At 52.6% G+C, this 22,199-nt stretch carries 37 protein-coding genes; all 37 read right to left on the bottom strand.

Going from position 1 to position 22,199, the window contains the following annotated elements; genetic code table 11:
- Window positions 1-168: 168 nt before the first annotated feature.
- The 37 genes from R3O64_RS09860 to R3O64_RS09685 all read right to left on the bottom strand — a co-directional run bounded on the left by R3O64_RS09860 (window position 169) and on the right by R3O64_RS09685 (window position 22,177).
- Window positions 169-324, bottom strand: coding sequence for a hypothetical protein (locus R3O64_RS09860; protein WP_185964684.1), 156 nt, complete (start codon window positions 322-324; stop codon window positions 169-171).
- Entirely contained in the window at window positions 324-2,066 is a 1,743-nt protein-coding gene (locus R3O64_RS09855) for a DNA polymerase (protein WP_339016827.1), read from the bottom strand. The genes R3O64_RS09860 and R3O64_RS09855 overlap by 1 nt, the downstream gene beginning before the upstream one ends.
- Before the next feature lie 125 nt (window positions 2,067-2,191).
- Window positions 2,192-4,306, bottom strand: a complete 2,115-nt coding sequence (gene nrdE / locus R3O64_RS09850) for a class 1b ribonucleoside-diphosphate reductase subunit alpha (RefSeq protein WP_339016826.1) — start codon at window positions 4,304-4,306, stop codon at window positions 2,192-2,194.
- Window positions 4,303-4,476, bottom strand: coding sequence for a hypothetical protein (locus tag R3O64_RS09845; protein WP_339016825.1), 174 nt, complete (start codon window positions 4,474-4,476; stop codon window positions 4,303-4,305). The genes nrdE and R3O64_RS09845 overlap by 4 nt, the downstream gene beginning before the upstream one ends.
- Window positions 4,476-4,835, bottom strand: coding sequence for a class Ib ribonucleoside-diphosphate reductase assembly flavoprotein NrdI (locus tag R3O64_RS09840; RefSeq protein ID WP_339016824.1), 360 nt, complete (start codon window positions 4,833-4,835; stop codon window positions 4,476-4,478). Before R3O64_RS09840 ends, R3O64_RS09845 begins: the two co-directional genes overlap by 1 nt.
- Complete coding sequence (gene thyX / locus R3O64_RS09835; protein WP_425248924.1) at window positions 4,828-5,451, bottom strand: FAD-dependent thymidylate synthase; 624 nt, start codon at window positions 5,449-5,451, stop codon at window positions 4,828-4,830. The genes R3O64_RS09840 and thyX overlap by 8 nt, the downstream gene beginning before the upstream one ends.
- 100 nt (window positions 5,452-5,551) lie before the next feature.
- Window positions 5,552-5,830 carry a hypothetical protein gene (locus R3O64_RS09830; RefSeq protein WP_339016822.1) on the bottom strand — a complete coding sequence of 93 codons (279 nt, stop codon included), beginning with the start codon at window positions 5,828-5,830 and terminating at the stop codon, window positions 5,552-5,554.
- Window positions 5,830-6,033 (bottom strand): hypothetical protein, encoded by a 204-nt coding sequence (locus R3O64_RS09825; protein ID WP_339016821.1) that lies wholly within the window; start codon window positions 6,031-6,033, stop codon window positions 5,830-5,832. Before R3O64_RS09825 ends, R3O64_RS09830 begins: the two co-directional genes overlap by 1 nt.
- Window positions 6,033-6,536 carry a hypothetical protein gene (locus tag R3O64_RS09820; protein ID WP_339016820.1) on the bottom strand — a complete coding sequence of 168 codons (504 nt, stop codon included), beginning with the start codon at window positions 6,534-6,536 and terminating at the stop codon, window positions 6,033-6,035. The genes R3O64_RS09825 and R3O64_RS09820 overlap by 1 nt, the downstream gene beginning before the upstream one ends.
- 1 nt (window position 6,537) lies before the next feature.
- Window positions 6,538-7,461 carry a class 1b ribonucleoside-diphosphate reductase subunit beta gene (gene nrdF, locus R3O64_RS09815; protein ID WP_339016819.1) on the bottom strand — a complete coding sequence of 308 codons (924 nt, stop codon included), beginning with the start codon at window positions 7,459-7,461 and terminating at the stop codon, window positions 6,538-6,540.
- Between the two features lie 3 nt (window positions 7,462-7,464).
- Entirely contained in the window at window positions 7,465-7,821 is a 357-nt protein-coding gene (locus R3O64_RS09810; protein WP_339016818.1) for a hypothetical protein, read from the bottom strand.
- Between the two features lie 47 nt (window positions 7,822-7,868).
- Complete coding sequence (locus R3O64_RS09805; RefSeq protein WP_339016817.1) at window positions 7,869-8,330, bottom strand: hypothetical protein; 462 nt, start codon at window positions 8,328-8,330, stop codon at window positions 7,869-7,871.
- Between the two features lie 199 nt (window positions 8,331-8,529).
- Window positions 8,530-8,661: a hypothetical protein gene (locus R3O64_RS09800; RefSeq protein WP_339016816.1), complete on the bottom strand. Its 132-nt coding sequence runs from the start codon at window positions 8,659-8,661 to the stop codon at window positions 8,530-8,532.
- Complete coding sequence (locus tag R3O64_RS09795) at window positions 8,648-9,223, bottom strand: hypothetical protein (protein ID WP_339016815.1); 576 nt, start codon at window positions 9,221-9,223, stop codon at window positions 8,648-8,650. The genes R3O64_RS09800 and R3O64_RS09795 overlap by 14 nt, the downstream gene beginning before the upstream one ends.
- Complete coding sequence (locus tag R3O64_RS09790; protein ID WP_339016814.1) at window positions 9,223-9,987, bottom strand: metallophosphoesterase; 765 nt, start codon at window positions 9,985-9,987, stop codon at window positions 9,223-9,225. Before R3O64_RS09790 ends, R3O64_RS09795 begins: the two co-directional genes overlap by 1 nt.
- Window positions 9,980-10,432 carry a DUF3310 domain-containing protein gene (locus R3O64_RS09785; protein ID WP_339016813.1) on the bottom strand — a complete coding sequence of 151 codons (453 nt, stop codon included), beginning with the start codon at window positions 10,430-10,432 and terminating at the stop codon, window positions 9,980-9,982. Before R3O64_RS09785 ends, R3O64_RS09790 begins: the two co-directional genes overlap by 8 nt.
- Before the next feature lie 129 nt (window positions 10,433-10,561).
- Entirely contained in the window at window positions 10,562-10,888 is a 327-nt protein-coding gene (locus R3O64_RS09780) for a hypothetical protein (protein ID WP_339016812.1), read from the bottom strand.
- Window positions 10,881-11,105, bottom strand: a complete 225-nt coding sequence (nrdH, locus tag R3O64_RS09775; RefSeq protein ID WP_143334339.1) for a glutaredoxin-like protein NrdH — start codon at window positions 11,103-11,105, stop codon at window positions 10,881-10,883. Before nrdH ends, R3O64_RS09780 begins: the two co-directional genes overlap by 8 nt.
- Before the next feature lie 97 nt (window positions 11,106-11,202).
- Window positions 11,203-11,808, bottom strand: a complete 606-nt coding sequence (locus tag R3O64_RS09770) for a toprim domain-containing protein (RefSeq protein ID WP_425248923.1) — start codon at window positions 11,806-11,808, stop codon at window positions 11,203-11,205.
- Window positions 11,711-11,986 (bottom strand): CHC2 zinc finger domain-containing protein, encoded by a 276-nt coding sequence (locus tag R3O64_RS12890; protein WP_425248922.1) that lies wholly within the window; start codon window positions 11,984-11,986, stop codon window positions 11,711-11,713. The genes R3O64_RS09770 and R3O64_RS12890 overlap by 98 nt, the downstream gene beginning before the upstream one ends.
- Window positions 11,987-12,051: 65 nt before the next feature.
- On the bottom strand, window positions 12,052-12,375 hold the full coding sequence (locus R3O64_RS09765; RefSeq protein ID WP_339016810.1) for a hypothetical protein: 324 nt from the start codon (window positions 12,373-12,375) through the stop codon (window positions 12,052-12,054).
- Window positions 12,365-12,562: a hypothetical protein gene (locus R3O64_RS09760; protein ID WP_339016809.1), complete on the bottom strand. Its 198-nt coding sequence runs from the start codon at window positions 12,560-12,562 to the stop codon at window positions 12,365-12,367. The genes R3O64_RS09765 and R3O64_RS09760 overlap by 11 nt, the downstream gene beginning before the upstream one ends.
- A 50-nt stretch (window positions 12,563-12,612) precedes the next feature.
- A complete protein-coding gene (locus R3O64_RS09755) occupies window positions 12,613-12,984 on the bottom strand; it encodes a hypothetical protein (protein ID WP_339016808.1) in 372 nt (123 codons plus the stop codon).
- Window positions 12,985-13,467: 483 nt separating this feature from the next.
- The gene (locus R3O64_RS09750; RefSeq protein ID WP_339016807.1) at window positions 13,468-14,016 is read right to left on the bottom strand and encodes a hypothetical protein; all 549 of its coding nucleotides are present in this window, start codon (window positions 14,014-14,016) and stop codon (window positions 13,468-13,470) included.
- Window positions 14,017-14,040: 24 nt separating this feature from the next.
- A complete protein-coding gene (locus R3O64_RS09745) occupies window positions 14,041-14,409 on the bottom strand; it encodes a hypothetical protein (protein ID WP_339016806.1) in 369 nt (122 codons plus the stop codon).
- Window positions 14,399-14,836, bottom strand: coding sequence for an endonuclease VII domain-containing protein (locus R3O64_RS09740; protein ID WP_339016805.1), 438 nt, complete (start codon window positions 14,834-14,836; stop codon window positions 14,399-14,401). Before R3O64_RS09740 ends, R3O64_RS09745 begins: the two co-directional genes overlap by 11 nt.
- Complete coding sequence (locus tag R3O64_RS09735) at window positions 14,829-15,047, bottom strand: hypothetical protein (RefSeq protein WP_339016804.1); 219 nt, start codon at window positions 15,045-15,047, stop codon at window positions 14,829-14,831. The genes R3O64_RS09740 and R3O64_RS09735 overlap by 8 nt, the downstream gene beginning before the upstream one ends.
- 135 nt (window positions 15,048-15,182) lie before the next feature.
- The gene (locus R3O64_RS09730) at window positions 15,183-16,025 is read right to left on the bottom strand and encodes an AAA family ATPase (RefSeq protein ID WP_339016803.1); all 843 of its coding nucleotides are present in this window, start codon (window positions 16,023-16,025) and stop codon (window positions 15,183-15,185) included.
- Window positions 16,026-16,143: 118 nt separating this feature from the next.
- Window positions 16,144-16,923, bottom strand: a complete 780-nt coding sequence (locus R3O64_RS09725; protein WP_339016802.1) for a PD-(D/E)XK nuclease family protein — start codon at window positions 16,921-16,923, stop codon at window positions 16,144-16,146.
- The gene (locus R3O64_RS09720; RefSeq protein ID WP_339016801.1) at window positions 16,916-17,092 is read right to left on the bottom strand and encodes a hypothetical protein; all 177 of its coding nucleotides are present in this window, start codon (window positions 17,090-17,092) and stop codon (window positions 16,916-16,918) included. Before R3O64_RS09720 ends, R3O64_RS09725 begins: the two co-directional genes overlap by 8 nt.
- A gap of 35 nt (window positions 17,093-17,127) precedes the next feature.
- Entirely contained in the window at window positions 17,128-17,616 is a 489-nt protein-coding gene (locus R3O64_RS09715) for a hypothetical protein (RefSeq protein WP_339016800.1), read from the bottom strand.
- A gap of 232 nt (window positions 17,617-17,848) precedes the next feature.
- A complete protein-coding gene (locus R3O64_RS09710) occupies window positions 17,849-18,166 on the bottom strand; it encodes a hypothetical protein (RefSeq protein WP_339016799.1) in 318 nt (105 codons plus the stop codon).
- A 345-nt stretch (window positions 18,167-18,511) separates the two neighbouring features.
- Window positions 18,512-18,709: a hypothetical protein gene (locus tag R3O64_RS09705; RefSeq protein ID WP_339016798.1), complete on the bottom strand. Its 198-nt coding sequence runs from the start codon at window positions 18,707-18,709 to the stop codon at window positions 18,512-18,514.
- Window positions 18,710-18,823: 114 nt separating this feature from the next.
- Window positions 18,824-20,287: a DDE-type integrase/transposase/recombinase gene (locus tag R3O64_RS09700; RefSeq protein WP_339016797.1), complete on the bottom strand. Its 1,464-nt coding sequence runs from the start codon at window positions 20,285-20,287 to the stop codon at window positions 18,824-18,826.
- Between the two features lie 103 nt (window positions 20,288-20,390).
- Entirely contained in the window at window positions 20,391-20,741 is a 351-nt protein-coding gene (locus tag R3O64_RS09695; protein ID WP_339016796.1) for a hypothetical protein, read from the bottom strand.
- 94 nt (window positions 20,742-20,835) lie between these two features.
- The gene (locus tag R3O64_RS09690; RefSeq protein ID WP_339016795.1) at window positions 20,836-21,498 is read right to left on the bottom strand and encodes a hypothetical protein; all 663 of its coding nucleotides are present in this window, start codon (window positions 21,496-21,498) and stop codon (window positions 20,836-20,838) included.
- 94 nt (window positions 21,499-21,592) lie between these two features.
- Window positions 21,593-22,177 (bottom strand): hypothetical protein, encoded by a 585-nt coding sequence (locus tag R3O64_RS09685; protein ID WP_339016794.1) that lies wholly within the window; start codon window positions 22,175-22,177, stop codon window positions 21,593-21,595.
- Window positions 22,178-22,199 lie beyond the last annotated feature (22 nt).

The raw sequence follows: 22,199 nt of genomic DNA, 5'->3' as shown, positions 1-22,199 counted from the left end.
CACCCACAGGCCGATGAGGATGAGGAAGGTGGGGAAGATGGGCCATAGGGCGTCGTCAAACGCGGTAGAGATAGACGGGGCAATCTTCGGTTAATATCTATTACTATAATCGCATAAGTCCAGCAAATAAGAAGACCCCCGGCCCAACACCGGGGGTAAACTTACCGACTAGTCCTCTTCGCAGTCGATGGCGTCGATGAGTCGAATCACTCGACGGATGCCACTAACCATGCCACGGTCGTAGTTGTCCTTGGTATCTATGTTCTCGGATAACGCAGCGTTCTCTCGGTAGACAAATCGCTTGAGTATCTCAAACTTATCCACTAGCCCTCCTTGAACGTGTCTAGATAATCCTGGTACTCGTCGTCGTCGGGTTTGATGTAACCCGAGCCCCATGAAGGGCCGTAAACGTCTGAGTCTGTACCTACGTGAACGTTTTTATAATCCAACGCCATAAGCTCCGCTGCCTTCTCAGCGATGCTAGGAGAGGGGACAGAGAGAACAATCTCATCGTGAATCGGAAGGCGCATGTACTCGAGCAGCCCTGCTTCTTCCAGCCTGAGCAACCCACGACAAGTCACATCACGAGACATAGACTGAATCATGTAGTTCAACGCTGCGTAAGGCTTATCAGGGTCCACCTTGAGGACACGACCCGTAGGGGTCTGAATACAGCCGTTCCTGCGAGCCTCGTACTGGAGACGGTCTGAGAGTTCTTTAACTCGAGGGTAAGACCTTTCGAAGCCCTTGATTACCTCACGAGCTTTCTGAACACTGATGCCGCAGGTTCGGGCGATATTACCCGGACCAGAGCCGTAGACGTAGGCGAAGTTCACTGTCTTACCCACGCTGCGCTCGACACCCGAGGCATCCGCTGTAATCTGGTGAAGGTCTGCTCCTTCAGCGAAGGCCTTGCGCATGTTCTCGTCACCGGACAAAGCAGCTAGCATTCTCAGCTCCTGAGCCTGATAGTCACAAGAAGCAATCTTGTACCCTGGCTCTGGAATAAAGCATCGTCGAATAGTCCAGTCAGACGAGGGGAGAGTCTGAGCAGGAATACCAGTGATGCTCATGCGAGCCGTACGAGCGGCTAGGGGTTGGATGTTAGCGTGACAGTACCCGCTAGCATCTGCTTGGTCCAGGAACTTCTCAACCCACGACGTTCGCCACTTCTTAGCCTTCTTAGCCTCTGTAACAGCGTGAGCTAACAGATTACCCTGCTCAGCCAGAGGCTCGAGAATCTCCTTGTTCACCTTCCAGGCACCAGAGGGAGTAGTCTCGGTAAGCTTCACGCCCTCTTCTAGGAGAACCTCTGCTACCTCTGCTGTAGAGTTCACAGACTCGACACCGTAGCGGGCGTAAGCTACAGCCTCCCAGAGCTCTTGCTCTTGTTCTAGCTTGCGCTTCAGCTCCAGGGCATAATCCTTATCCAGCAAGAAGCCGTTACGCTCCATGCCGGTGCACACCCTGGCTACGTCGTGCTCGTAGCGAATCAGACGACGAGACGGCTCGGGAACCTTGTCGATAAGAATGTTCCGAAGAGCATAGGTTAGAACAACATCCATCCCGGCGTAGGTGAGGTACTTCTCGTTCCAGCAGTCGATACTGGCGAAGAGCTCAGATTTCTTAACTCCGATGTCCTTAGCCATCTCGGTCATAGAGCCCTTGATTTTCTCTGCTACCTCTTTGTCGATGTATTCGTGGGTAAGGTCTTGCAAAGAGTGCCCCACCCCACCCTCCTTACGAGAGCGGGAGTCGATGAGATGGGCCAGGATTTTAGTATCAGTGACTTTATCCCAGTCCACTGTGTAACCGAAGCATTGTTGAAGAACTAGAATATCGTAGCTAGCGTTCTGCATCCACAGCTCGCGGTCGTCGAGCGCTTGCTTGAGAGTGTCCAGCGTTACGGGTAGCTCGTCTACGAGGATTACCCACGCCTCGAGACCGTGACCGAACTGAATAGCTCGGCACCTGAAGTCCTCGGAAAAGATGTCTAGGCCAGTGGTCTCGGTATCCACAGCCAGAGGGGCTCTGTTCAGGGACCTTTGCCAAGCGTCGAAGTCCATAAAGTCTCCGATGTCCTCGGGGACCTTGATAACAGCCTCCCGGCCAGCGACCGGGACTTTGTAGATTTTAATAGTTCACCTCCTGGTGTAGTAGTTTACCGCGACCGTGACCGTTTGTTAACCCGTTACAGGGTGCAAGAAACACACTCTTCCACGCCTGTGCCTTCCAGCGCCTGCTGGCGAATACGGGCGTAGTACAGCGTTTTCAGACCACTGTTCCATGCGTAGATGTAGGCACGGTTCAGGTCACGGGTAGTAGCCTCGTCTGTGAAGAACAAGGTACAGCTCAGGCCCTGGTCTATGTGACGAGTAGCGATAGAGTAGGTATCGATAAGAGCCTCGTACCCGGTCTCGTAAGCATCCTTGTAGTAGGGGAGAGTGTCCTTGCTCAGGCCCGGTGCCGGGTAATAGACTCGGCCCATCTTACCCTCCTTACGAATCTCGATAGGAGCAGTAACCGGGTGAATACTCGGGGTTGCACCGTTGACGTAGGAGATAGAGCCGGTAGGCGGTACAGCTAGCAGATACGAGTGATACAAACCGTACTTCTCGATGTCCTCCGAGAGCTCTGCCCAATCATCGGGGCTAGGAAGCTCAGCGTCACCGAACAGGGCCTTCACCTTATCCGAAACAGGCCGGTAGTCGTTGAACACGTACTGCTCCAGGGCCGTACCGTCTGCGTATTCGCTGAAGACGAAATCGTGGAACGCGCCACCAATCTTAGCGAGCTTATTCGACTCCTTCAGCGCGTAGTAGCGAACCGCTGAGAAGTAGGCATCCACAAACTCGAGAGCATCCTCTGAGCCGTACTCGATAAAGTTCTGAGCCAGGAATCCGTGAAGATTCATCTGGCCAAGACCGATGCTTCGCATGTACTGGTTAGCCTTAGCAATACTCGGGACTTCTCGAATACTCGTGTTCTCGACAACTCCTGTGAGCATCCGCACCGCAGCTGAAACCGTCTGCTCCAACTCCTCCGGAGCCTTCATGACGTTGGCGATGTTCAGCGAGCCTAGGTTGCACGAGATGTCTAGTCCAGCCCGGTTCATACCAAACTCCGCGAAGTCGGTAGCAGCGTTGGACTGAAGAATCTCCGAGCAGAGATTGGACATATTGATACGGCCGTGAACCGGATTATCCTGGTTAGCCTGGTCCTCGAACAAGATGTAAGGGTAACCAGACTCGAACTGAATCTCCGCGATTGTCTGGAACAAGTCACGGGCGTTAATCTTCTTCTTGCGAATCTCGGGGTTCTCAACCCAGGCGTGGTAGTGCTCGGTAACACTCAGGTCAGCGAACGGCTTACCCTCGATGCGCTCGACATCGTACGGGGAGAATAGGTACATATCCTTATTCTCTCGTGCTAGCTCGAACGTAATGTCCGGAACAACAACGCCTAAGGAGAGAGTCTTGATACGAACCTTCTCGTCTGCGTTCTCTCGCTTAGTGTCCAGGAACTCCATGATGTCAGGGTGGTGCACGTTAAGGTACACAGCACCTGCGCCCTGACGCGCTCCTAGCTGGTTAGCGTAGGAGAAAGAGTCCTCGAGGATTTTCATCACAGGAACAACACCACTAGCGGCACCCTCGACGTTCTTGATAGGAGCACCGTCTTCTCGCAGGTTCGAGAGCAGCAGGGCAACACCGCCACCGCGCTTTGATAGCTGCAAAGAGCTAGTGATTCCGTAACCGATGGACTCCATATTGTCTTCCAGTCGAAGCAGGAAGCAGGACACCATCTCACCAGAGTCACCGCGACCAGCGTTAAGGAACGTCGGGGTAGCAGGCTGGTAACGACCAGTCATCATAAGGTCAACAAACTCTACAGCCTCATCCTCGGTAGAGGCTAGGTGCAACGCAACCATCGCTACACGGTCTTCGAAGCGCTCGAGGTAGTGAGGGTCCTCAGGGGTTGAGTCATAGGTTTTGCAAGCGTACGAGGTGTAGAACTTGTACGCACCAACAAACGTCGGGAACCGGAACTTGTAAGAGTAAGCCCTTTGGAACACTCGCTTGATACTTCCAAAGGTAAAGTACCGAAGCGTCTGCGCATCCCAGTAGCCGTTATCGGTCATGAAGTTGATTTTCTCTTCCAACGAGTGGAAGAATCGGGTGCGTTCGTTAACGCCTCCGGGGCCAACAAAGAACTCTCGAGCAGCCTCTTTGTCCTTGTCGGTTTGAATCTCACCGTTCTCTCCGAACAGGTTGAGCTGAGCATTAAGCTCTAGATACTTTTTCACAAAGAACCTCCGTTGTAGATGATGATGGCCACTCCAAACAACAGCGACAAGCCAGCCGCAGCGTAGAGACTCACCTCGGTACTAGAGCCAGGGGCCTGAGAACCGATAGCAACCGCTGACAAAGCCAGAAGCAACGCAGCCATAAGGAAAATAGAGAACAAGAAAAGCATTAGCACCTCCCTAGAAAGTCTTGAATATCGTCGTAGTTGTCTTGGGTAAGAAAAAGGTCCACACAAGCGATTAGCGGAACCCGGTACTCGCGGGAGATGTACTTGGCCAATGCGCAAAAGTCAGGGCCAAAGTTGGTGTTGCCAACCCCGATAACCCCGACCAGTTTGTCGCTGTGCTCGCTGAGCAGTCGCTTCACACTAGCCGGAGCATGGGTTCGGTTTCCCGGAGAACCGTAGGTGGGGAGGACAAGGACGTAATCCCCGCCCTCGTAGGAGTCCAAGGGCTTACCGTTGAACTCCTCAGCTACTCTGCGAGTAACACCTGTAGAGGACCAGTAAAGAACCTCTGGTTTACTCAACAAAATCCTTGAACACGCTCGGGGCTACGTCGTAGAGCTCTGCCAGAATCATCTGGGAGACGATACGAATCTCAGCATCCGCATGGGGGCTGATTCGCTTCTTGAGGTAATCTCGCCATGCTCGAAGGTTTCCGGAGACTACGATACGAGTCTCCAGGCAGTTCGGAAGTACAGCACGAGCAGCTTCACGAGCCTGCTTACGAGGCAGACCCTCGTTCTGCAAGGACTCAACCAGAGCCGTGTACTTTTTCAGAGACTTCCGAGCGCTCTTCACCACGGCCTCGTACTCCTTAGAGCCTTCGTGGTACAGCGCTGAGATAGCCGGTGGCATAACGATATTAGCCTCTGACTCGTCAACAAAGCGCTGAGACATCTGCGAATACGAAAGGTGGCGATGACGAATAAGCTCGTGTGTCAACGCACGGGAGACTCCGGTGAGGTAGAACGTCACCGTAGCGTGCTCTAGCACACTCTCGTGGCCCTGTGCGATGATGTTGGCGATGTAGTCGGCGTTCTCTGCGGTTGCCGGGTTAGGCTTGTGGAACGACTGGTAGCAAGCACGGCCAGCGAACTCTACAAGGTCCTCGGAATCCGTAGAGTACGAGGAGATCTCCATACCAGCCAGCTGTAGGGAGCTTGTTTCTCCTACTTCGAGGTCGGGGAAATCTACGTCGATACAGGGGTTTGCCAGACGCCTAACCTCAGGCTTTACAACGTTAACCATTATTATCCTTTCTTTGTGAATTATTAGCCTTGTAGATTGCGTTGCGGATACGTCCAGGCTGATTGTCAATCTCTAAAGCTCTATCAACAGTGAACTTTGCATCTTCCAGGAAGTCACTGGGGCTCATAAACGGATAGGTAGAAAACCTAGCCACGACCTTGGTTCTCCAACGGACCTTACGGATTAGCTCTACCCATACCCAGCCATCGAGCCAATCTTTTTTGTATCGCCACTCGTACCCCTCAGGAGGAGTAGGAAGCTCGTACCTCATTACGACTCCTTTCGAGGGCCAGGAACCGGCCCTAGTCGGTACACTGCATCGCAGAACTGCTCGCAGCGCTTTCCTGTTTCAAAGACACCGGCCTGGAACAGGACGGCGTAGTCGTCGAGCGTGAAGACGCTAGAACCCGTCTCGCGCCAACGGTCGAACAACTCGAGCTTTTCCCGGATGACTTCATCATCTGAGCGAACCATTACACCTCCACCAATCGACGGTGGAGCTTCACCTCGTGGTCGTAGCCGTAGTCGTGTTCGTTATTCAGATGGACAATCCAGGGGAGGTCATCGAGGTCATTGCGAACGAGGATTGCCTTCCTACCTACGTACTCTCCGACGAATCGCTCACCAGGCTCGATGTCCTTGATGTCCTCGGGAATGTCTGTACGGGCCAGGACAAGCTTACGCCCGGTAAAGTACCAAGACTCATTCCCGGGGAGGAATTCTCCTCCTCCTTCTAGGTTCAACTCCTCTCCCTCTTCTACGGGAGTTCCATGAGTTCGTCCGGAAAGAGCACTGACGCCTAGGAGCACGTACTTGCTTCCGTTCTCGCTTTCGACTTCTCGAAGGTAGTGAGTGTCTTCGGCCCACTCTTCGGGGACGGGTTCGCCTTTCGGTTTCGTGAGTGCTAGGACCTTTTCCTTAAGGCCGTCCTCGAGGTCCAGGGTCTCTACAAGGGTCTTGAATTCCTTGGTGTTCATGTCACCAGCTCCAATCGTCTTCGGTTGTTTCTTCTCGCTTACCAATCACATACGAGGCACCAGAGCCGGAGAAGAAATCGTGGGCTTCGCCGGTGCCAGGGTCAAGAGCAGAGAGGATATAAGCAGGAATCTTCGTCTGCTCGCGCGGGAACAATGGTTCGATACCAAGATTCGCCAGCGCCTTGTTAGCGTTGTAGCGGAGGTAGTGCTTAACATCCTCTGTCCAGCCAACCTTGTCGTACAGCTTCTCAGCACGCTCGAGCTCGGTATCCAGCAACTCCTGGACCATCTGCTTCGCATAATCCCGAGTCTCACCATCGGGGTCTAGCTTCTGGCACCAGTACCCGGCGTAGTAGCCGTGAACACCTTCGTCTCGCATGATGAGGCGAATAATGTCAGCGGTGTTCGTTAACCGGCCTTCGGATGCTAGACGAAGCGGGGCGTAGAAGCCGGAGTAGAACAAAAATGACTCGAGCAGTACACCAGCTACCAGAGCAAATGGACCGCCGTGCTCGTAATCCTCTAGGATTCGATTCGCCTGCTTTTGTAGAAGGTCATCCTCCTCTGCCCAGCGGAACAGCTCTTCGATTTCTCGACTAGAGCACAGGGTAGAGAAAATCGTGGAATACGACTTAGCATGAACCGCTTCCATGAACTCGATATTCGAGAACACAGCCCTAGCGTGAGGGGTGGTAACCTCCCGGCCCATGCTCGGGGCACCCTGCTGTTGCTGAAGCGTGTCGAACAGCGTTAGCGAGGCGAAGACCTTTTTCACAACCTCTTGCTCGTCCCTGGTCATCTTGCGCCAGGCTGGCAGGTCGTTGGATACGGGAACCTTGGTGTCTAGCCAGAAGTTGCTAGTCAACCGTTCCCAGACTTGCTTATCAACCGGCTCTTCTAGGTCGTTCCAGTTAATAGCCTTCAACTTTTACTCCTTATCCGGGTAAAGAATCCCCTCGATGTCCGGTGCCTTAAAGCCTTCTGGCTTCATGATTTTCCCAAGCTCATTACGGGTTACCGGGCCCAGGCTTCCGTCAACCTTGGACAGGTTAGCGGTGCAGATAGCCTCCCAGCATTCGATAGCCTTCTCCTCACCAGCGAAGCGGATAGCCCCTGTGAAAGCGACGTAAGCCGCATCCAGGAAAGCGTCTACCAGCTCGGGAACGGTGAAAGACTCAGTACCCTCTTCGTACTCCTCGAACAGTCGCTCTAGAAAAGCGTGCTTCTCAGGGAATCGGATAATCGTCTCGGGACCTTCGGGGACCTCCTGGCCCCCGAGCTTCATAAAGCGGGATACACTACGAATAGCGTTAGTCAACCTAAACCCCTTTCTTAGTTACGGCGGGTGCCGTCGGCGTTGAGCCAGATAGGGTCAAGATTGTCAGCGCGGTTAGCGCCCATGAACGCGTACCACGGACGGCCATTCTTACCCATTCCGGTCTTGTACACGTAGCCCTCTGGCGGGGTAGGGGCATTACCCGGAGCCTGGGTTGCGCCAGTTGGCTTACCCTTGGCTGCGCTGGAGTTGCCACCAGCGAAGTAGGTTCCAGCCTTCTTAGCGAGGTCGATAACCTCCTTCAGCTCTTCGTCTGCGAGGGTCTGCTTAGCTGCTGCGATGTCGTCTGCGTGGATAACAACCCACGGTGCGTCATAGCCTGCGCCACCCTTGAGGGTGATTACAATCTTGTCCTGCTGAGTCTCGGTCACGGTTACGGTCTCCTTCTTGTCGGCGGTGTTTTCGGTTACAGGTGCTTCTCCAGCACCTTCGAGTCCTTCGAACGGGTCAGTTGCCATTAGGCATTCTCCTTCTTGTTGAGCTTGGTCACGGGTCGGTAAGTGCACATGCACCACAAAGCCCAGACCACTACGAACGTTGGCCAGAACGGAAGCTCAGGGCCTCCGAAAGCCTCTACCACTGGGATAATTCCCCAGCTAGTGATTGCTGCGATAAAAGCGACGCTTACAGCGATAGCGAATACAAGCGCTAGGACTATCACTGATTCTCCTTCTTCTTGTTTTTCTTCTTCTTGAGAAGACCAGGGCTAGCAGAGGTCCAGTACGGCTTCAACCAAACCCGGTCAGCGTTCTTGTCAGCTCCGAACAGCTGCTTCTTATTCGTAGACATCTACCCACTCCTCATCTTCTTGGTGCTTGGTACCGAGACCTTCGGTACGGTCTGCTTCTCGTTGAGAGCGCTTGCGATTCATAAGCTCTGCTAGCTTGTCCACGCAACGACGCTTCAGATTCTCGTCGGACTTGTTCTCTACGCTTCGTCCTAGGAAGTAAAAGTCCCTGACAGCCTCGTAGTAGTGGAAGTGTTCGTCTTCCAACGCCTCGAATCCGATACCGAAGTCGATAGCCTCGTCGTCCAGGATTCGCTCATCTCCAGCGAGACGGGACAGGATTCGTCGAACATCCGCAGGGGTGTACAAAAAGTTCCCTGTGAAACGTTCGTAGTCCAACTTCTCCTTCGAGCAGATAGAGTCAGCTGTCTTTCGGAGAGCCTTGAGCTGCTCCTTCGACGACTTACCACGAAGATAATTCTGAGTAGCCGGTCGCTCCACAATAAACATCCAGAGCTCCTGCTCGATGTCGTCTGCGTCGAGTAGCTTGTTCCAGCGAGTCTCCGCTTGCTGCGCGGCCTTGCGAACCGCGTCTTTCAGGCCAATAACTGCTTCTTCCTGCATTAGACCTTGAGAACCTCCGTTCCAATACTGATTCGTGAATCCCTAACCTGGAGCAGGTGAGGTGTCACATGCCGACGTTCGATTGTCAACCAAGCCAACGAGGTTTGCCAGTTTCCTGTTCCACCCTTGAGGTAGGTAACCTTCTTCGGGTCCATGATGTGGCCAACCTCTACACCTGTCACCGTGCTCGTATCGCCCTCGTATCCTGTGGTGTAGCTGGAGATGCCTGCACGGTGAGTGTGGCCCATAACCAGGTTTGTTCCCAGCTTCTTAGCCGCATTCAGCGCGGTGTTACCGGCGTTCTGAGACAATCGGATATTAGCCAGATGACCGTGAGTAGCAACCCAACCCGGAGCGAACTTGTAGAAGTCCGGAAGCTTGGTAATCTCCAGCTCGTCAAAGCGCAGGAGCTTATCAAAATCGAAAGCACCAGTCTCTGCCAGAGCAGGAGCGTACTTCTCCAGGTACAACCGAGTCCTAGCATCGTGGTTACCTTCGATAACTCCGATAGGGCCGTCGTACACCTCCCGAAGAGGTTTGAGCAATTGCTCTACAGCCTTCTCAGAGTCCTCGAACACACTGCCCTCGAACTCGTGGCGGGTTCCCTTTGTCCAGCGACTAGGCTGAGGATAGTCCATAAGGTCTCCGATATGGATAATCTCATCCGGACGGTGTGACTGGACAATCTCGATTATACTCTTCCAGAGTCGTTTGTCAACTAGTGGAAAGTGCGTGTCGGGGATTACAAGGATATTCTTAGTCATCGTCCTCCTTATCCACGCCGAACAGGCGACCGTCTCCTCGTTTTAGATTCTCGATAATGCTCTCGGTTGTGTGCATGTATCCGAACTCGTCAACCCAGATACCGCCGTCGTTGAGGATAGCGGTGTATCCGATGACAGGGGATGGGTCCTCAAACGCGAGAGTGTCGTGGTCGTAGGAGACGCTGAAGCCTGCTTCCACGAGCTTTAGATACGCCTTACCCTTCTCAGTGAGCGAGTATCGAACCTGCGTATCCAGGAACCGTTGCAGATACCAGATAGCCTTCTCGATGTCCTCTACGATGTCGTTCTTCTTACCCGCTCGTGCGATGTACTTGAACGCATTAGCGAAGTAAAAATTATCAGGGAAGAAAGCCTCGATTACGTCGATAGCCTCCAGTCCCGAAGGGGTCTGGTAATGGCTAGGATTTCTTACTGCGTCGTTCAATTTCTTGAATCTCCCTCGTGTTGTAAAGAGCCACTCCTGGCTCCTTCGGATTAAACAAAGTCCCGACAGGGGTTAGCTCCCTAACCTGCTCTGCTGAGACATCGAACATGTTCATGGCCTCTTCCTCGGTCACGAGCAAGGGGATGTCTCGTCTACCCATGCCAGCACCTCCTTAATCGCTGAGATAGTGTGCTCTAGACGAAGCGCGTTTACGTACAGTAAGCTTCCGTGCTGGCGCGAATAAACGCTTACATCTGGCCCGGTGAGTCCCTTGTCGAATACGTGAGCTCGAATCGTGATGTCGTCGCTGTACTCGTACTCGAAGAGGCGGTAAGTCCCCAGCCGGTCCTCGTTAAAAGCAGGTTTCTTGCTCACGATATTGACATCCCAGCCCATCTCCTTAGCTAGGTGGCACAAACGAGCATGGTTCACTGAAGCGTCCGACATATTAGCCATTAGCAAGCTCCTTAATCTTGTCCGGACGGAACCCGGACCACTCGTCGTTGGTTGTGTGGACAATCGGCATCTGCGAGTAGCCCTGAGCAATCAGATTCTCTCGAGCCTCGGGATTCTCGGAGACATCCACCGTTTCGTACTCGATACCGTGAGAGTCCATAAGGTCCTTAGTGCGCTTGCACTGGACACAGCCAGGCTTGGTGTAAACAATCACCACGTTGTCTAGTCCTCCTCTTCTTTCTTGGTCCCGAACGGGTCCTTGATGTACAGTTCGTTGTCCTCGTTGGCGTAAACGGGAACCTTGATATAACCGACTACTGTTTCCATAGTCGTGTAAACTCCTCTTCTCCTAGTTGCTGGAACATTGAATTAGCGTCCTCACCTTTGGGCATGTGAATAGTCCTAGCGTTCGGTAGCTCGTGGGCAATTTTCCGAGCTAGCTTCTCACCAGGCTCGTCACCGTCCGCGAACACGTAAACGGTTGAGTAGCCTTTGAATAGCTCACCCCAGAACGGTTGCCAGCTAGTAGCGCCGGGAACGCCAACCGTGGGTAAACCAGCCATAGTCACCGTCGCTGCATCCAGCTCACCCTCGGTAATCCCAACCTCTAGCCCCGGCTGAGTCAGAGCGTAGGTGTTGTACAAACGCGGTCTGTCGCCTGTCAACGAAGCGTACTTAGGCTTCGAATCATCCAGGGCTCTGAACCGGATAGATACCACGGTCCAGCCGTGACGCGGATGCCAGCGCAGATAGGGGATAGCAAGCTTTCCCTCGTGCTTAGCGTGCTCTGGTAACGGGTCTTTCACAAACCCGAAGCGGAGATTAGAAACCCGCTCGGGAGCCAAACCGCGCTGGTCGAGGTACTCCTCGGCTACGCTTCCGGGTAAGGTTTGATGGTAGCGGGTTACCGCTTTCTTCAGCGATTCTAGCTGCGATTCGCTGGGCCTCTGCAAAGCCGCACTCCTCCTCCTGTTCGATAATCTTGATGCAATCCCCCGAGTAGCCGCAGGCGTGGCAGGTAAAAGCTCCTAGCTCGTACGAGACGCTAGCGCTGGGGTTGTCGTCGTCGTGTACCGGGCATTCGCACTGAATCCACATACCTCCCCAGTCCTCGGGAGCCTCCCAGTGGGGAAAATACTCATTCATCACCGCGAGTATCAGGCTCATTCATCGCCTCGTGTACTCTCGATAAACCGGGTCACTAGCTTATCCAGCTCCTGAGTTCTCCAGATTCGATAGCCTCGGGGGAACTCCTGCTTCTCCAACCATCCCGCGAAGCGGGTTACGTTAAAGTCAGGAAGCTCGAACAGGAATGTACCCCAGTCCACAACCTCCGCACCGGGAATAACCTCGTGCGTGCCGTCCTCGTACTCGAACTCGTAGCTGGTCACATCCATGAAGTCTGAGTAGAAACAGTAATCACACGTTCCGAACTCCAGCTCTTGCTTCTTGGTCTCTACATCGACCAGGCGAATCTTACTCATCATCCTCCCATACGATTTTGACGAACTCGATGTCCTTAGCGAAGAAGATGTACTCTGAGAAGTCGTCGTCAATCTGGATTACGCCAGACTGGTTAGCGAACTCTCGAACGCTATCCTTTGCGTATGCTTCGTTTGCGAAGTCGAGACGAATAATTCGTCCGGTCTTAAGGTAAACAAGTACCTTGGTCATATTGGATTATACTCCTTTAGTTATCGTTTGTCAACTCGGTCTTTGTCTTTTTATTCATTCCCCTCCTTGAGCGTGTAGCGTTCGCCAGTGGGGGCAAGGTATTCGCGTAGAAGAGACGTGGTGTACCTGCTCGAACCCTTTCCGATGCAGCGGATTCGGTCACTCATATCAGGAAACAGCATGATATAGCGCTGATTATCACGGGTATCCTCCGCGACAGCTAGGAAGTGCTTGTCCTGCTCCCAGTCCACACCAAGCATGGTTGGACGAGGCTTCGGAGGGAGAGCCTTGAGAATCTGCGACTTCCATAGCCCAGAAAGTTCCATATCATCCCAATCCTCTGCCGTAGTCCAAGCCGCGAGGTCTAGCGCATCTAACGCTTTGTGCGCGTCGATAATCTCTTTTCGAGTAAGGTTACTCATGTTCTTTCCTTTCATTATACACGAACAGTGTCGGTTGTCAACTCAGCTCGAGCTGACTTTCTTAGAACATATATCATGCTGGAAACTGAGCCATATGACCGTTCTAGTTTTATCGCTTTCTGGTACACGGTGAGGCCGTTGTCCGCGAGAATAAACTCATGTTCCCAGTCCTCCCAGGGCTGTCCTTGTCTGTGTGCCATCTCAAGAGAGCGGGAGTTGATTTCTTTATGGAACTTTGCTGCTCTCCTACTGATCTGCCTTAGGTTGGCTCTACCCCACCTGCGATCTTTCTCGGCTATCTTCTCTTTGTTTGCCTCTCTATACCTACGCGCGCTCTCAGCTATCTTATCCTTGTTGGCTTCTCGGTACCTACGGTTAGTTTCTGATTTACAGATTTTGCATTGACTCTGTAGACCATCCTTCATGTTTCGGCTCTTAGAGAACTCAGAGACCGGCTTAGTCTCCTTGCACGTTGAACAACGCTTAGTCTGCATCGGCAACCACAATCTGCTTGATATTCGTCATACCAATACGAACAGCTTGCTTCAGCATCTCCGGGTAGACCTGACCAGTCTTAGCCGCGTATTGTTTCCAATCATCCAGCTCCTCGGACTTGAAGCCTTCGAGATGAATAGAGTTGCGCTGGCTCGGGAGCGAACGCTCGAACTCCTTTACCTTCACAGGCTTACGATTCATAGCTCGAACATGAGCCTCGGAGTTCTTAGCAGAAACACCCTGGTCCTTAGCCTTCTTCATCTGCTCCACAGTGTTCTGAGAAACACCGCTCACAGCATCCGAGATGTCTTCTACCGAGTCGCCGTTCTCGAACATTGCGTAGATAACCTCGCCTCGAAGCTCTCGGGTGATGCTCAACCCCAGCGGAGCGATACGGTCATCCCACGCCTGAGCAAACGACGTGTACCCGAGTACCTCCCAGGCGCGAGCCTCGATGATGTCCTGGAGCACAGCCTCTACCTCTAGAAGACTGTTCTTGAGCTGGTTAAAAAGCTGCTCTGCCTTGTTACGATTCATGGTGTTGATTCCTTTCGGTTGTTGTTAGTTCTTGTCGTTGCGGAAGTAGTGCCGTCCGGTTGGTTCGAGCTCCTCTGGGAGAGCTGACCTGTAGGGCATAGAATCTCCCTTCCGAGTCAAGATGCCGATAGACCCACCGCCAGTGCAAGCGACCATCATCACCGTTCCGTACTCCGGGTGTACCGCCTCTGCCAGATAGTGCTCGTCCTCGTTCCAGCCAATCTCAGCCAGAGTAGGTCGCGGCTTGGGCGGGAGAGCGGATAGGATAAACTCCCGATTTGCTTCGGGGTAGATTCCACTGTCGAGCTCGATATAGCCACACAAAGCATCCAGAGCTTTGTGTGCTTCTACCAGCTCTTCACGTGACATCTCGACCGTGTATTTACTCTTCATGATTAGGAACCTTTCTCTTTCCTATGACCCCGAACGCCGGGGGATTGTTGATGTAGTCGATAGCTCTCTGGAACGCCTCCGTATCATCTCGGAGGTGTCCTAGAACCTTGTGATTGCACGGGCGGCAAAGAAGGCCACGCACGTAGCCTGACTCGTGGTCGTGGTCTACAGCGAGCTTTCGTCGTGCTCCCGTGGCTCGTTGGCAGATGTAGCACCTACCGCCTTGAGCTTCGTATATTCTCTGGTACTCCTCGGCTGTGATGCCGTAGGTCTTACCGATGTGCGCGGCGTGGTTGTACCCGCGCTTCTTCTGCTGATTCAGCTTGTGGTGCGTGTAGCACCTAGGCCCCGGATACTTCGCTACACGATTAGTAGTGATGCCTTCCGCGATACAGTCTTTGCACCGCTTCTTCTTTTTCCTAGCCAATCGGAACCGTGCCTCCTCCCGGAACCAGCTCGTGCATCTCTCCGCCCTCGCGGACGTACACGGTCTTTATGCTGCCGTTGTTCTCGCCAACAGCATCGACAACCGACTCTTGGTCTTTGAACCAGGGCGTGAAAGCTGTAACAATCGTTCCATCGTCGGCCTTGCGCTCGTACCGAGCGCTCCATAGCTTTTTTACTTCTAGTGTTGGCACTTGTTCATCGCCTCCTTCATCGCTTGCTCCCAGGTCTCGAACTGCTCGTACAAGCCTTTGTATCGCAGAATCCAGTAGAATCCGTCTGGCTTTTCGTTCCATAAATGATTAACCCATCCTCTTTGTATTCGTGGCTTATCCCCACGGGTCGTGTGACAACTCATGCGCTGGAACCTCTTCCTGTTTCTCTGAGATGCTCATGCGATAGCCATCGAACTCTAGCGGAACAAAGCTCTGCCCCGACGGGTCAGCTCGCTGGCCACGATTCTTCACGGTGCTCACGCACAGCTGGTCAGCCCAACCGTATTCTCCCGGCTGCTTGTGCAAGGTAAGAATCAACTCGGGAACACGACCAATCTGACCCTTGACACCCGACAGAGGAATAGGCTGGTTAGCATCGTTGTAAGGGCCGGTAACATGGTGCAACACGATGACACAAGCCTCTGTAGTACGAGCCATATCGTGTAGCCACGCCATGAGAGAATCAAGGCTTCGTGACTGGTCATCCTCGGAGCCCTCCATCACGACATCCAGCGCGTTATCCACCACGACTAGCTCGGGGAAATCACCGTACAACTCTTCGTAAGCGAGAAGCTGATTCTCGATATGAGACAGGCTAGGGGAGGGGTTGTAGCTGAATCGGACAGGGACGTTTCCGATGATGTCTTCGATTATACCACGTTCGTTGTCGAGTAGCAACTCGCCAGAACGTTTCATATCGATGTCTCCTAGAATCGCTAGAGCTCTGGACACCTGAACAAAAGCGTCTGAGTCAGCGGAGAAGTATAGGCACGAAACACCTGCTCGCAAAGCATAGCTTAGAACAAAAGCGGACTTACCAGTACCAGGTCCAGCTGCAACCAACGCTAGCTGTCCTCGCAAGAACCGTGTACCAGCATCCTCAAGGCTTTTCCACACCGTGGGTAACGGTTCGCCAGCGGAGCCTTTAACCGCTGCTGATTGACCAAGAGTAAGCATTACTACCCCCACATAATAAGTTCGTACAACAGATACCCGAGAATCACAACCACGAACACTGCTAAACTAGCCAGAATCACAGCGGCTGATACTGCCATTACTGCGTATAAAATATCCATTATCCCTCCTTGTACTCACAACTTGAGCGCACGGCACACATGGTGCAATTTTGCTTACTCGGGTTAGGTTCAAACCTCTCTGATTGAATCATCTCCTCGAGCCACTCGAAAGCGTGGTGGACATCTAGCTTATCGTCGTCTGTAATCTCAAACGTCTTCGTAGGCTTTCCGGTCTTGCCCATGAAGAAGTCACCCGCCGAAACCTCTACGTCGTACAACGTCTCCAAAGCTTCGGCATAGGTGGCGAGCTGGAAAATATCACCCGGCTTAGAACCAGTCTTAATATCACGCACCAGCAACGAGCCATCTTCGCGCTCGATAACTTGGTCGATGAAGCCTTTTACTCGAACACCGCCGAGCTCGACGTTGAACTCTAGCTCGATAGCTTTCTCGCCATCCGGCGTAACCCACGGTTTATCCGTAGAGTCCAGAGAGTATTCAACCAGTGCCCTGAGTTGCTCGCGGCCTTTCTCAAGCCTTCGTTCGATGTCCACAGGTCCAGAGTAAGGACCGGAACCGAACCAGTAATCAAAGTTCGGGGTTTCTTCAGCTTGCTCTGTGATGCTTCGGGCAAACTCTGTGGTGTAAATCTCTTCCAGCTCTGGTAGCGAAAGCTTTCTATCAGACAGCTCCCACTCTTCCATAGCCTTGTGAACACCAAGGCCTTGTGACAGCCAGCTAGCCGGTCGCTGCCAAACCTTGTCAAGTCTTTCTAGCTTATAACGGTAAGCGCACCGCGCGTACGTGTTGTACTGCGAAACACTACGATGATTAGGCATTCGGGTTCGACCACGATTCGATGACGCATCCGCCGATTACTTGCACCTGGTACCTGTCCATGACGCTGGTCAAAGCTTTCAGCTCGGGGGAGTCCGGCCCATTCTTCGGAACCGGAAGCTCCCGAACCACAACCATAGATGCTTTGTCATCGTCTACTACAGCGAACACACCTTTGCTATCGGTGTTTACTCGAATCATAACTTTTAGAACATTTCCGGCAACCTCCAGATGCGGTCACCAATCGTCGTTATTCGCACGTCTGGTCGAATCTTGATGATGAAATCTTCATCCGATTCCGTGCGTGGAACGTAAGCGAAACCAGGGGTATTAACCACACCCGGTATCGCGGGGTAAGCGGGGTTGTAATCGATAACCTGGCGGTAGATGACTAGTTTCTTCACCAGCACCGATGCCTTACGGCGCGAAGTCTCTGAGTGACGAAACGCTTCATCTCCGTCTAGGTTGTAGTGACCTACGAGTCTTAGGGCTTGGTACAGCGTGTTCTTCTGGTATTCCGGGTCAACCTTCCACGGGAGATTATCGTTGATAATCGTCATCGTAGAGACGTAACCAGCCTGCTTAGCCAGCTTAGAAACGTACTGCCTAGAGACCCCGTAGGTCTCAGCTATCTGTGATTGTTTGTATCCTTCCTGAATCATCGACATAACAATGTCGTGCGTGAGTCCACTCATATCTTTGTTAGAGCCCGCCTTAGCTCTGTCAAACCTTTCTATTCAACGGCGGTTGTGTTTACGACTATACCTTAGACGTTCGTCTACCCGAGGACCAGAGGAGCGAACACTACCAAGGTAAGGATGAAGAAGACGCCAGAAACAACGCTTAGAACATCGTTTCGAACACCTTCTACATCGTAGCGGAAGCTCTGTGCGAGCGCTAGTGATTTTAGAACAAGTCTTTGAATCATCACCAATCAACCGCCATAGCGAAAGCTCTCGATACAATATCGTCGGTTAGCACAGCTCGTGCCGGGCGGTTTAGGAAGTCTTCCGCAAACGAACGCTCTGTCCAGTTAAACCGTAGCGGGTTATCCGAAACAGCCTTTGCGTACTCTCTGAGGATGTAATGAATATCCGTTTCGTCTTCAATGCCAACGAACGTTCCAGTCTCTTTATTCACAACCATGTAAGGGTACGGATAGTGTCCTGAAACATCGGCCCAATCGCCTAGGCATTCTACAGCCATCTGATTAGCCTCTTCGCACAGCTCGTGCACGTGCTTCATAGCTCCCATTGTTACTCAAACCTTTCTTTGACCTGGGTTTATAGGTATTTCCTACAAATGTTCTGCTGCCTAGTAGTGGTGGAAGAGTACTTCTTACCGGGGACGCGTCCCGCTCCAGGGATTGCGTAAGCGATAACCGTGTCGTAAGACCAGACCACGTACACGCTTCCGTATTCGTCTAGCCAAGCCTTTAACAACGCTTCATCAGGTATGGATAGCGGGTATTCTGACTCTGGCATAGTGTCAACCCATGCGCCTTTGCACGATGAATGCCGAAACTCTTTCATGCCAGCGATTGCTTGCTCCATGCCTTTGTAATTAACAGTCATAGTTGTCAAACCTTTCTTAATCCCAGGGCTCTACGTCTTCGCTCACTACGTAAGGGGATACCCAAACCTTGCTAGGCTCTCCGTATTGTTGCGAGATGAAGTCGATGACCTCGGACTCCGATGCTTCGGAAAGTTCGTTACCAGTGATTTCCTTGTACACGTCCGGGTCAACGTCGATAGTTCCGGCTGTCTTGATTGAGTAGATGAATCGCATTGTTTGTCATGCCTTTCTTAGTTAGATAGTGTTATGTCCATAGGGTTTTTGGACATGGAGTCCGGTGTCTTTTTGGACACGGAATCCGTGGAGTTCTTGGACACTTCTAGCGGTTTATGGTTGTTGCCTGCGTTTGGGCCGGGGTTTGGATAGTTTCGGGTTCATCCGTGGTGGTTGGCGGTGTTTCATTCCTTCAACGAGGTTGATGTTGATCTGGCCACCTGGTGGCCTGTGGCTCAACGTGATCGGCAGTGGCACGCTGAAGAGGAATTCACCGTCATGGGCCGTGTAGAACTCCGCAACGTTATCGGCTGTGACTGTGGAGTAGAGTCTGCGGTTTTTAAACCTCAGACCAATGTAAAGACCGAATCCGCACACACGTACAACCCCACCTTTGCTCACGCAGAGCTGGTCTGGGATGCCCCAATGGTTTGTTGATTGTGTCGTCAGCGCCGTTAGTGTTGGGGTATCGGTGGGAGGTATGCCTTGCAAAGCTGCCATGTCATCGGTGCAGGCCTCGTGGGAAGTTGCCGCTTCCGCGGGGCCGTTTAGCATTTCGGATACTGCTTGTGGGTTGTGTGCTTGGTTATAGGCGACTATGCGGGCCCAGACCTGCTCGGGATCGAGTGGATGCTGAGGTGATGGTGCTTTGGGGAAGGTATCGAAAGCTTGGCGTGGGGTGATGTGCATTTTGCCGATAAGCAGTGATTGGTGCCGTCGTCGTTCGTTGTAGACCTGGCGGTATTCAGCCAGATATGTGTTGACCTCAGCAAGGCTGACTGGGTGGCGTGCATCGAGGAACTGGGTCAACGTGCGGTGAGAGCGCTCGTCTTTTCCCTGGGTTGTCGGGGCGAAACCAGCAATAGCAAGAACACCTTGGCTGGCGAGCCAGGTTTCAGTAGCAGAGAGAAAGCCACGGTGGTAGGTGGCGAACGCATCGCCATTGTCGGAAAGGATTTCTTGAGGTTTGCCGTAGGCAGCGAACGCTGCGGCCAGTACGGCGCGTGCGTCAGTACCGTTTTCTGGCAGGGCGAACGCTGTGGTTCCGACATCGAATCTGCTGGCATCATCGATAATCTGGTAAATCGTGACATGTGTGTGGGCATGGTCAAAGAGGCGATAGACCAGTCCATCGATTTGCCAGAGTTCACCGACGCGATCACGGGCGAAGCGCTTATAGGAGCTGCGTGGCCGTTTGCGGGCATTGGCATCAACAAACCCCAGTTCATGCAGCCACGAGGCGATTGTAGAACGCGATGGGGTGTAATCTGCGCCTACAGTGTCGAACAAAAAGTAGTAGATCGACCAAGGCCCATAATCCAAGCCTTGCTCCATTAACTGTTGTCTGGCGTGGACGACTGCGATTTTATCGGCCTCGTCAAACTTCTTAATCGGATTCTTCGGGGCAGTCGAATCGGGCACAATACCTGCGCGACCCTTCTGCGCTATCCGGTGTTTGATGTTGTGGTACGTCTGCCGCGAGATTCCTAATTCTTTGCAAAACTGTGTGACCGTCTTGCCGTCACGAACGGGATCGAAATCTGCGACCTTTCTACGCTTATGCAATGGAATAGCCATCCGGCTATTCCACCGCCGCAAACGTCCAAAAAGCCACTAGACATCCCGTCCAAAAACATCCTGGACTCCGTGTCCAAAAAGTCGCTAGACATCACATTCTTAGTTAGATAGCTGCTGCTAGGAACCAGGTGTCGTCGTCTTCGTTGCCCCAAACCTCCCAAGGGAATTGAGCGTGAATGAAAGCCCCAGCCATCTCTTCTAGTGCTTCGTCGCCGGTGCTCCATCCGTAGGTGAGCTGCAACGCTTCGTCTTCGATGAAGTCTTCTAGGTATTCCGCGACTTCTTCGCGCGTGCCCCAAGCCTCAAGAGTCGCCGCGAAGTGTTCTGCGTAAACCTCTGAGCCGTCGTTATTGTCGTCGCTCTCAAGCGCGGAGAGGATGAAGTCTTTATTCTCTTCCCATGTTCCGCGACCGTTGCGTTTCAGGCCACGAACGATAGCTTCCTTAATAGTCATAGTGACTAAACCTTTCTCTGTGTTGTGTTGGTGTGTTGTGGTCTGCTAACCACTAGCGGGAACAACCTACGGTTGTAGGTTGTTAACCTAGCGCCTAGCAAACGAAATTGTTCTCCACGAACTCAATCAAAGCTTTTTCATCGTAGGGGTCGATGCCGATAACGCCGCCTACAAGTGAATCCTCTTCGTCTTCGCCCCGCTCTACCCCGATGACGTAGACGCTGCCATTAACCCAAGCGGCGTAGTCCTTAGCAAGACTCATAGCGATGTCTTTGTACTCGGAGCACGATGGGCCCCATGACCGCTTAAACAGCGGCACATCAACAACCACGGTGTAGCGCGGGTGGCCGTATTCATCCACGGCTACGAACTCGTAGACCTCATAGCTTTCTAGCTGGTCGTTGTAGTCGTCGATAGCTTCGATGTCGTCGATAACATCTTGTGCCCACCCTGCATAGTGGGTTGTATTTTCATCTACCCACTCCCACCATGTCTTACCATAGCGCTCTCGCAACAGGACGAACGTGACTTCGATGTCACCTAGCGCGTTGTCTTTGTCCTCTAGCAAACCTTGGTAGTCGCGCAAGGTTCTATCCGGGTCATAGTCGATTGTGTCGCGCTCGTGTGAGCGGATGGCGAAGCCTTTAATTTCCATGATGTCCAGCGGATTCTCAGCGTATTCATCGTAGGTCACGGCAATCTCCATGCCTTTGTACTCGAAACGATTGATAGCATCGTCAACAACGTGAGTGAACATGTTTGTTCATTCCTTTCTGTGGTGTGTGAAACTGTGATGTCTTAGCACAGTATGCGGAGACAACCACCCGTGAGTGATTGCCAACCATACTGCATTAAGCGGCGATGTTTTCGAACTGAACCTCTACGTGTTCGTATGCGTCTTCTTGGAAGTATTCAAGGATGTCCTCGAAAATCGTATCGCTCATAGCTTCCATAAGCTCAGCGATAACGCGGTGGCGCGCCCAATCAGCATCGCTGCATGTGCGAATGAAACCTGAGATGTTACGGCCATCGTCCACGCTTGTGATGCCATAGCTTTCAGCTAGTTTGTACAGCGCCTCGCCATTCACGAACCACCGCATGATGTATCCGTCACGCGCGTGGCCCCATCCGCCATCGTCAAAGTAAATCTCGCCAGGGCCCCAAACCATTACCGGGCCGCTTCCGCCGAATAGTTCGTCAAACCTATCTGCTAGGAAGTTTCCCCAGTAAGCCATAGCTTTCTTGTAGAACTCGCGCGCGTTAATGAACACGTCCTCCGGTTCTTCGCCATGCCTTAGAAAGTAGTCCTCGAACTCGCGTTCGTAAGCATCGTCTAGTGCACAGCTCAACTCTTCCAGCGGGTTATAGAAGTTGCACACGTTGACTTTAGCGATAGGGGAGTGTAGAAGCTCGGGGGAGAGTTCGATGCGTGCCATTGTGATGATTCCTTTCAGATTG

It is taken from the genome of Corynebacterium hesseae (assembly GCF_037850265.1).
GTDB classification, from domain to species: Bacteria; Actinomycetota; Actinomycetes; order Mycobacteriales; family Mycobacteriaceae; genus Corynebacterium; species Corynebacterium hesseae.
This window is presented reverse-complemented; position numbering and strand designations above follow the sequence as displayed.